Annotated in this window: 10 protein-coding genes, 1 tRNA gene and 1 pseudogene; 5 read left to right on the top strand and 7 right to left on the bottom strand. The window is 72.4% G+C overall.

The genetic code is table 11. From position 1 onward, the window contains the following. On the bottom strand, window positions 1-578 hold a 578-nt coding region (locus ACTIR_RS0101450; protein WP_026452957.1), incomplete at its 3' end, for a CGNR zinc finger domain-containing protein. A gap of 120 nt (window positions 579-698) precedes the next feature. Between ACTIR_RS0101450 and ACTIR_RS0101445 the strand changes: the two genes are divergently transcribed. Together ACTIR_RS0101445 and ACTIR_RS0101440 are read left to right on the top strand one after the other, a co-directional pair. Next, window positions 699-1475, top strand: coding sequence for an MBL fold metallo-hydrolase (locus ACTIR_RS0101445; protein WP_026452956.1), 777 nt, complete (start codon window positions 699-701; stop codon window positions 1473-1475). Between the two features lie 65 nt (window positions 1476-1540). After that, window positions 1541-2053, top strand: coding sequence for a DUF3995 domain-containing protein (locus tag ACTIR_RS0101440; RefSeq protein ID WP_065388525.1), 513 nt, complete (start codon window positions 1541-1543; stop codon window positions 2051-2053). 193 nt (window positions 2054-2246) lie between these two features. Here ACTIR_RS0101440 and ACTIR_RS0101435 read toward each other — a convergent pair. The 5 genes from ACTIR_RS0101435 to ACTIR_RS0101415 form a co-directional block, all read right to left on the bottom strand. Next, window positions 2247-2319, bottom strand: a tRNA-Ala gene (locus ACTIR_RS0101435). A gap of 57 nt (window positions 2320-2376) precedes the next feature. Beyond that, window positions 2377-3405: a divisome protein SepX/GlpR gene (gene sepX, locus ACTIR_RS0101430; protein WP_026452954.1), complete on the bottom strand. Its 1029-nt coding sequence runs from the start codon at window positions 3403-3405 to the stop codon at window positions 2377-2379. 222 nt (window positions 3406-3627) lie between these two features. Continuing rightward, complete coding sequence (locus tag ACTIR_RS0101425; RefSeq protein WP_026452953.1) at window positions 3628-4299, bottom strand: GNAT family N-acetyltransferase; 672 nt, start codon at window positions 4297-4299, stop codon at window positions 3628-3630. A gap of 29 nt (window positions 4300-4328) precedes the next feature. Further along, the gene (glp, locus tag ACTIR_RS0101420) at window positions 4329-5600 is read right to left on the bottom strand and encodes a molybdotransferase-like divisome protein Glp (protein WP_026452952.1); all 1272 of its coding nucleotides are present in this window, start codon (window positions 5598-5600) and stop codon (window positions 4329-4331) included. Next, window positions 5600-6505, bottom strand: coding sequence for a UTP--glucose-1-phosphate uridylyltransferase (locus tag ACTIR_RS0101415; protein ID WP_026452951.1), 906 nt, complete (start codon window positions 6503-6505; stop codon window positions 5600-5602). Before ACTIR_RS0101415 ends, glp begins: the two co-directional genes overlap by 1 nt. Window positions 6506-6529: 24 nt before the next feature. Here ACTIR_RS0101415 and ACTIR_RS0101410 point away from each other — a divergent pair, with 24 nt between their 5' ends. Further along, window positions 6530-7126, top strand: a complete 597-nt coding sequence (locus tag ACTIR_RS0101410; RefSeq protein WP_007023243.1) for a 5-formyltetrahydrofolate cyclo-ligase — start codon at window positions 6530-6532, stop codon at window positions 7124-7126. Between the two features lie 133 nt (window positions 7127-7259). Beyond that, a pseudogene (locus ACTIR_RS27330) lies at window positions 7260-7352 on the top strand (FmdB family zinc ribbon protein); the annotation flags it as partial. Window positions 7353-7414: 62 nt separating this feature from the next. Here ACTIR_RS27330 and ACTIR_RS27325 read toward each other — a convergent pair. Beyond that, window positions 7415-7666: a hypothetical protein gene (locus ACTIR_RS27325; protein WP_026452950.1), complete on the bottom strand. Its 252-nt coding sequence runs from the start codon at window positions 7664-7666 to the stop codon at window positions 7415-7417. A gap of 237 nt (window positions 7667-7903) precedes the next feature. Here ACTIR_RS27325 and ACTIR_RS21095 point away from each other — a divergent pair. Further along, window positions 7904-8218 (top strand): SAF domain-containing protein (locus tag ACTIR_RS21095; protein WP_034237749.1); only part of this gene is annotated, 315 nt, incomplete at its 3' end.

The following is an 8218-nucleotide window of genomic DNA, read 5'->3' as shown; positions in this document are numbered from 1 at the left end:
CGTCGGGCGTAGGCGCGGGCGGCGCGCGCACGGTCGCCGCAGCGTGTCGAACACCAGTGGCGGCGGCCGCGACGCAGCAGGAACCGGGTGCACGGGGCGGAACCGCAGGACGTGAGCCGTTCGGCGTCGTCCGAGGTGAGCAGGTCCGCCGCGTCCGCCGCGAGCGTCGCCAGGGCGTGGTCGATAACCCGGGTGGTCGGGTGCGGCGCGGCCCGGTAGGGGCCGGTGTCGTCGTCCCACCGCAGGAGCGGAGCGGTCGGCACCCGTGTCAGCGCGTCGTTGACCGCGGCGACAGCGGCGGGGAGGCCGGGCAGGGACTCGGCGCGCGCGGAGAACAGCGCTCTGACCTGTTCGCGAAGTGAACGCAACTGCGCCGCGCACATCTCCCGGATGCCCGTGTCGACGGGCGCCAGGTCGCGCTGCGTCAACCAGTGCGTGGTCGCTTCCGGTGTCCCCAGGAAGTCGACGTGGTGCCCCCCGGGAAGTGTGACCACGCTGTTGGCGAGTGCGAGAGAGAGGTACCCCTCCTCCCCCGGCGCGGGTGGCAGGTCGGCCTGCACCGTCGCGATCTCGTCCATAGCCTCATGGTAACGCATCACTCATCCATGATTCTCACGTATGAGCTTGCGATTATCCGTGATCCATCGGTACCGTCCTGCTCACGGTTCAAAACGACATCATCCGTGAGAGGTACCTTCATGTCCGCATCCGCGACCGCAGACCCCGTTCGCGTATTCGGCGGCCCGACCGCCCTGTTCGAGTACGGTGGCCTGCGTTTCCTGACCGACCCGACCTTCGACGATCCCGGGGAACACGAGAGCGTCGGACCCGTCCTCACCAAGACGAGCCCCGCGCGCGGCACCCCGGTCGACCTCGGGCGCGTCGACGTGGTGCTGCTCTCCCACGACGAGCACGCCGACAACCTCGACGACGCCGGGCGCGCCCTGCTCCCCGACATTCCACTCACGCTCACCACCCCGGGAGGCGGCGAACGTCTGGGTGACCGGGCCCGGGGCATGAAGGACTGGGAGGCTGCAGAACTCGATCGACCGGGCGGGGGAACGGTCACCGTGACGGCCGTCCCCGCGATCCACGGCCCCGCGTCCCGCGAGGAGGTCGAAGCCGTCGCCGGTCAGGTCGTCGGCTTCGTCCTCACCGGCGAGGGGCTCCCGACCGTGTACGTCAGCGGCGACAACGCCGCACTCGAACCGGTTCGCGAGATCGCCGAGCGCTTCGCCCCGATCGACACCGCCCTCCTCTTCGCCGGGGCGCCGCGTTTCCCCATGCTCTTCGACGGCGCACCGTTGGTCCTCGACAGCGCCGGAGCCGCCGAGGCGACCCGGATCCTCGACGCCCGTCGCGTCGTGCCAGTCCACTACGAGGGCTGGGCACACTTCACCGAAGGCCGCGACGATCTGGAGCAGGCCTTCCGCACGGCGGGTCTCGCGGACCGCCTCGACTGGGGCAGCGAATGATCCGCTGACGAGAGGATCACGGCCCGCACCGGCCGACGAGGAGCGGAACGGGGACGATGCGGAGCATGACCGAGTCGGCCACGCGAGGCGAGCGTCGGCAGCCCGTGTGGGCCGCTTACGCCTCGGCGGTCTGGGGCGGCCTCTTCGCGATGATCAGCCTCTACTGGGCCCTCGGCGGGCTCGTCGGGATCGAGACCATCGGAGGCGAGCTCGAGCGGATGGCGCGCGCCGGCGAGGCCGGTCCGCTCGTCCGGGGCGCGACGATCATCAAGGTCGTCGGCGTGGTCTATTCCCTGGCCCTGGTGCAGCGATGGGGGCGGATCCTCCCCCGCGGCCTGATGCTGGCCGGCGGGTGGGCCGCCACCGTGCTGCTGCTCGGCTACGGAGGCGTGACGGTCGGCACCGAACTCCTCGTGGCCACCGGTGTGTTGGCGGCCCCCACGGGAGTCGACTGGTACGCCTTCTACTGGCACCTCGCGCTGTGGGACCCGTGGTTCGTGCTCTGGGGGATCCTGCTGGGCCTCGCGGTCGTCCACTACCAGCGCGCGACGCGGGGCTCCGGTACCGCCGGTCGATGACGCTGCGACCCCGGCTACGTCACCTACCGGGGCGAGGAAGAGTACTTCGATGCGGGTCAGGAGTGGATGGCCTGGAAGTTGACCCGCGGCGGGTGCGCGCGAAGCGCGATACGCCGCCGGTCGGCGTCGGCACGGGGAAGGACCGAACAGAGCGAAGGCGCACCCCGCCGAGCAGGATGCGCCTTCGATCGCGTGGAGCTGAGGGGAATCGAACCCCTGACCTTCTCGATGCGAACGAGACGCGCTACCAACTGCGCTACAGCCCCTTATCGGTTGCCGGAACAGCATAGCAACCGACGCGACCCGGTCGAAGCGGGGGGTCCCTACTCCCCCACGGCCCGCCGATAGGGCAGGTGACCGGGGTCGTCCAGTTCGTGGAAGGCTGGGTCCTCGTCCTCCAGGTCCACCACCACGGCCTGCCTGCGCACGCGCGAGGTCGGCATCGGCTTGCGCTCGTTGCCGACCACCCCGACACCGTCGGAGCGCAGCACCTCGATCTCGGCGAGCGGGTCCGGCCTGCTCGGCGTGCGCCTGCTTGCCGCGCGCATCCGGGCGAGCCTGCGCTGCCGGATCTCCTCCTCGATCCGCACCTGCCTGCGCAGGTAACCGAGGTAGCCGATCAGGACGGCGTCGACGACACCGTGTGCCCACCACAGCACCGGCAGCGTCACCCCGGCGACCACACCCGTCGTCGCGGCCGTGAGCAGCAGCAGGATCACCACCCGCTGGCGGAAGGAGTACTTCGCCTTCGCCGTACGCGCCGCGGCCTCCGGGTCGAAGCCGCCGCGGCCGGGCCGGTACCGCCGGGGACGCCCGGGGACGGGGCCTGCGGACCTGCCGTCCCCGGTGGCGGTTTCGTCGGGTGCCCAACCGTCGTCGGGCCCGTCGTCGACCGGGTACCCGTGGTCGTCATATCCGTCGTCGTACCGGTCGTCGTCGTACCGGTCGTCGTCGTACCGGTCGTCGCCATACCCGTCGTCGTACTCCGGGGCGGCGCGCCCGTCGTCGGGCAGGTCGTACCCGTCGTCGGGGTACGGGTCGTCGGGGTGGATCCCGTCGTGGTCCGCGTACGCGCCGTCCCCCAGCGGTGCGCGGTCACCGAACCCGACGTCGACCCGGTCGTCCGGGCCGACACCGGCGACATCCCGGCCACCGGGCTCCCGGTCGTCCAGCCCGGCCCCGTCCGTGAATCCACCGTGTCCCGCACCCCGCGTGCTCCCGCTGCGCACGACCCGCGCGGCCAGTGCCGCGTCGTTGGTCTGTGTGACCACCTGCCGCTTGCGGGCGACCATGGGTACGAGGACGGCCAACCATGCCGCAGCCAGCCCCACGATGATCAACGAGCTGGGCATCTCCCGTCACCTCCCCCGACCGATACTCCTCGTCGCCACACGCGGCGACCGCAGCCCCCGGCCCCGGGACCCGCCCGGCTGCCGTCGACCGCGCACGCTGTGTGCCGAACCCCGACCGTCGCCACGCTAGTCACAGGAGTAACAGAAAACGCGGAGACTCGCCGGGTGGTTTGACCACCCGACCGGCTCACAGGAAAGCCATTTACGCGCCGTCACCGCTGGTCAGGACCACATCGCCCGACCGGAGTCAACGAGGCGGGTGACAAGTCCGTCACCGCTCTCCTCCGTGGTGATCGCGAAGCACAGATGGTCGCGCCAGTCACCCTCCACGTCGAGGTACCGGCGCAGCAGCCCCTCCCGCCGGTACCCGACCTTGGTCAGCACCCGGACACTGGCGAGGTTCTCCGGGCGCACGGTGGCCTCCAGGCGGTGCAACCGCGCCGCGCCGAAGGCGTGGTCGGTCACCAGCGCCACGGCGGCGGTCGCCACCCCCGACCCCGCCAGCGTGGACGCCACCCAGTAGCCGACCCACGCCGAGCGCAGCGACGCGCGGATGATGTTGCCCACGGTGATCTGCCCGGCGAACCTCCCGTCCACGGTGATGGCGAACGGCAGACACTGCCCGCGCCGGGCGAGCCTGCGCAGCGCCGACCACTGCGACGGCCACATCCAGGGCGCGTTGCGCTCCTCCCACGGCTGCTCCTGGGTCGGTTCCCAGGGCCGCAGGTACTCGCGGTCGCGCACCCGGATGCGGCTCCACTCGGTGCCGTCCCGCAGCCGGACCGGCCGCACCCGCACCACGCCACCGGGCACCGTCACCGGTCCGAGCCGGGCGGGCCAGCCGGGATGGCGCGGCTCCGAGCCGTACGGGGTGCCGTAACCCGTCGACGTCATCGCCCCCCACTACGGGTCGTCGTTCCCCACTACGCGCGCTGGGCGAGGAAGGCGACCCGGACCTGCTCGCCCGCCGCCACCTCGGTGAGTCCCTCCGGCACGTTGATCAGGCAGTTCGCCTCGGCGAGCGAGGCGAGCAGGTGCGTCCCGCCCGTGCCGAGCGGCTGGACCAGGTACTCGCCGTTGCTCTCGTCGCGCAGCAACTGCCCGCGCAGGAAACCGCGGCGTCCGGGTGTCGACGTGATCGGCGACAGCAGGCGTGCCTGGACCGCGCGGCGGTGCGGGTTCCGGGTGCCCCGCGCCGCCCGGATCAACGGCCGGACCATGATCTCGAAGACCACCAGTGCGCTCATCGGGTTGGCCGGGATGAGGAAGGTGGGCACGGCGTCCGGGCCGAGCCGGCCGAACGCCTGCGTCGAGCCCGGGTGCATGGCCACCCGCGTGGTGTCCACGTCGCCGAGGTCGGACAGTGCGGCCTGCACCTCCTCCCCGATCGAGCCACCCGCCCCGCCCGCGACCACGACGACCTCGGACATCAGCAGCCTGCCCTCGACCGTCTCCCGCAGCCGCCGGGGATCGAGCGGCACGATGCCCACCCGGCTCACCTCGGCGCCGGCGTCCCGGGCCGCCGCGGCGAGGGCGTAGGAGTTGACGTCGTAGATCTGACCCGCGGCGGGCGAGCGGTCGACGTCCACCAGCTCGTCGCCCACCGAGATGATCGACACGCGGGGGCGCGGGTGGACCAGGACCTTCGCCCGCCCCACGGCCGCCAGCAGCCCGACCTGGGCTGACCCGATCGTGTCACCCCGGCGGACGGCGACGTCCCCGATCTGCACGTCCTCGCCGGTGCGGCGGACGTAGCCGTGGGACGGCACCGCGTGCGCCACCTCCACCTTCGCCACACCCCCGTCGGTGTAGGCGGCGGGGACGACGGCGTCGGCGAGGGTGGGCAGTGGCGCACCGGTGGCGACCTTGACGGCCTGGCCCGGCTGGAGTCTGCGGGGCTGGCGCGACCCGGCGGGGATCTCACCCACGACCGGCATCTGCACCGGCTCCTCGGCCGCGGCGCGCACGTCGACGCTGCGCACCGCGTACCCGTCCACGGCGGCCTGGTCGAAGCCGGGCAGCGCCTGCTCGGCGACGACCTCCTCCGCACACAGCAGCCCCTGGGCCTCGGAGATCGCCACCCGCACCGGGCGTGGCCGCACGGCGGCGTCGAGCAGCAGCCTGAGCTGGTCGTCCACCGAGCGGAGCCCGGTGGCCTCGGGCGGGGTGTCGGCGGTCGGCTCGGTTCCGGTCATCAGTCGGCGGTACCACCGATCCGGTCGGTCAGCCACTCGCGCAGGGCCGGTCCGTACTCCGGGTCGTCCAGGGCGAAGTCGACGGCCGCCCGCAGGAAGCCCCCCGGGTTGCCCAGGTCGTGCCTGCCCCCGCGGTGGACCACGACGTGCACCGGGTGCCCCTCGGAGATCAGCAGCGCGACGGCATCGGTGAGCTGCAGTTCGCCGCCGGAGCCGGGGCCGATCCGCTTCAGCGCGTCGAAGACCGCGCGGTCGAGCAGGTACCGGCCCGCGGCGGCGTAGGTGGAGGGGGCCTCGTCCGGCGCGGGTTTCTCGACCATGCCGTGCACCCGTTTGACATCGCCGTCGTCGGTGTCGGAGACGTCGAACACGCCGTACGGCGAGATCCGGTCCTTCGGGATGTCGAAGGCACACAGCACGCTGCCGCCGTGCCGGGCGCGGACCTCGGCCATCTTGGACAGCACCCCGGTGGGCAGCACCAGGTCGTCCGGCAGCAGGACGGCGACGGCGGCATCGTCGTCGGTCAGGTTCGGTTCGGCCTGTGCGACGGCGTGCCCGAGGCCGAGCGCCTGCTCCTGCAGGGCCGTCTCGACGTCGAGCAGCCCGGGTGCGCGGCGGATGCGGGCGAGCAGTTCGGTCTTGCCCTTGCTCTCCAGCGCGTGCTCCAGCTCGGGGCTGTCGCGGAAGTAGTCGGCCACCGCCTCCTTGCCCGGGGATGTGACGATCACCATACGGCTCGCCCCGGCCTGTGCCGCCTCGTCCGCGACGAGTTCGATCCCCGGTGTGTCGACGACCGGGAGAAGTTCCTTGGGCACGGCCTTGGTGGTCGGCAGAAATCTCGTACCCAACCCGGCGGCAGGCACGATGGCGGTCCGGAACGTGGTCTCACTCGTGGCGCCCGTCATGGCCGCAAAGCCTAGCCTGGTCCCGTGACTCACACCGACAACGACAGCCCCCTCGAGGGTGGCAAGACGCAGTGGCGCCGCTCGATCCAGGCCGCACGCACGGCGGTCACGGCACAACAGCAGGTCAGCGAGTCGTCGCGGCTGGTGGCCGCGGTCGCCGACCTGGACGCCGGTGTCGTGTGCTGTTACGTGCCGTACGGCTCCGAGCCCGGGTCGCTGGCGCTGCTCGACCGGTTGCGCGAGCAGGGCAGCAGGGTGCTGCTCCCGGTGATCCCGCCCGAGCGCGGGCCGCTGGACTGGGCCGAGTACACCGGCACCGAGACGCTGGGCAAGGGCGAGTTCATGCCCGTGCTCGAACCGCAGGGTCCCCGGCTCGGGCCGGAGGCCATCGCCGACGCCGACGTGGTGCTCACCCCGGCACTCGCCGTCGACAAGCGGGGCGTGCGACTGGGCAAGGGCGCGGGCTACTACGACCGGTCACTGGTGCTGACCTCCCCGGGGACGGACCTGATCGCGGTGATCCGGGACGCCGAACTGGTGGACGAACTGCCCGCCGAGCCGCACGACGTGCGGATGCACGCGGTGCTCACCCCGGACCGGGGCCTGCACCGCCTGCCGTGACCGGCCCCGGTGTGCCCCGCCCGGTGCCTGTCCCCGGTGTGACCGGGGCCTGATTGCGCACCGGGAATCCGATCCCGCAGAATTGCGTTGGCACTCGCACCGAGAGAGTGCCAGAACGCCTGAAGGAGTTCCCGTGCCGACCTACCAGTACGCCTGCAAGGACTGCGACCACCGGTTCGAGACGGTCCAGTCGTTCTCCGATTCGAGTCTGACCGACTGCCCGGAGTGCCAGGGCAGGTTGCGCAAGCTGTTCGGCTCCGTCGGGGTCATCTTCAAGGGCAGCGGGTTCTACCGCAACGACTCCCGCTCCGAGTCGAAGTCGACTTCCTCCAACGGCTCGTCGAGCGGGTCGTCCGACGCGGCCTCCGGGAGTTCGGAGTCGTCCGGGTCCTCCTCGACCTCGTCCGGTTCGTCCGACCAGGCCGGCTCGGCGAGCTCGAACGGCTCCGGTGGGTCCGCCTCGTCCTCGAACTCCGGCAACTCGTCCTCCGGCTCGTCCGGCTCGTCCTCGTCGGGAAGCTCGGGCGGTTCGCCCAGCACGGCGGCGGCCGCCTCCTGACCCTGCGGACCACCCCGCCCGCGTCGACGGCGGGCGGTGGGCGGCACATCCGGTGACGTCGTCGCCGCCGCCGTCCACAGGGTCCGGGTTGTCCACAACCCCGCCGTGCCGCGGTGTCGCGGTGTCCGTCCCGTCCCTACCGTCGGAGTCGACGGGGGGTGGACGGCCCTCCACCGAGGAGCCGGTCACCCCGACGTGACCGGGGTGAGGGGGACGACATGGGCGGACCGGACAACGACCGGGCGGGCCGGCGACGCCGGACGACCCGCCTCCGCACGGGGTGGCGGGTCCACCCGGCCACCGTCCTCCGCCGTGTCCTCGCCGTCGTGTTGTTCGTCACCTCCGGGATCGTGCTCGCCGTCCCGGGTGGGAACGCCGGGTCCGGTCGTCCGACGCTGGTGACCGCCCGCGACCTGCCCACGGGAGCCACGCTGACCGCCGACGACGTCCGGGTGGTCGACCTGCCCGGTGCGGTCCGCCCCACCGGCGTGTTCACCCGCCCCGCCCAGGTCGACGGGCGGCGGCTCGGTGCG

The organism is Saccharomonospora iraqiensis subsp. iraqiensis (genome assembly GCF_000430445.1).
Lineage (GTDB): Bacteria > Actinomycetota > Actinomycetes > Mycobacteriales > Pseudonocardiaceae > Saccharomonospora > Saccharomonospora iraqiensis.
The sequence above is the reverse complement of the archived record's forward strand: the minus strand, read 5'-3'. Positions and strand labels throughout refer to the sequence as shown.

Bases quoted from the DNA above. Each gene is read 5' to 3' on its own strand.
- ACTIR_RS0101415 (WP_026452951.1), bottom strand. From the start codon at position 6,505: ATGACGGGCGCCACGAGTGAGACCACGTTCCGGACCGCCATCGTGCCT.
- ACTIR_RS0101440 (WP_065388525.1), top strand. From the start codon at position 1,541: ATGACCGAGTCGGCCACGCGAGGCGAGCGTCGGCAGCCCGTGTGGGCC.
- ACTIR_RS0101445 (WP_026452956.1), top strand. From the start codon at position 699: ATGTCCGCATCCGCGACCGCAGACCCCGTTCGCGTATTCGGCGGCCCG.
- ACTIR_RS0101425 (WP_026452953.1), bottom strand. From the start codon at position 4,299: ATGACGTCGACGGGTTACGGCACCCCGTACGGCTCGGAGCCGCGCCAT.
- sepX (WP_026452954.1), bottom strand. From the start codon at position 3,405: ATGCCCAGCTCGTTGATCATCGTGGGGCTGGCTGCGGCATGGTTGGCC.
- glp (WP_026452952.1), bottom strand. From the start codon at position 5,600: ATGACCGGAACCGAGCCGACCGCCGACACCCCGCCCGAGGCCACCGGG.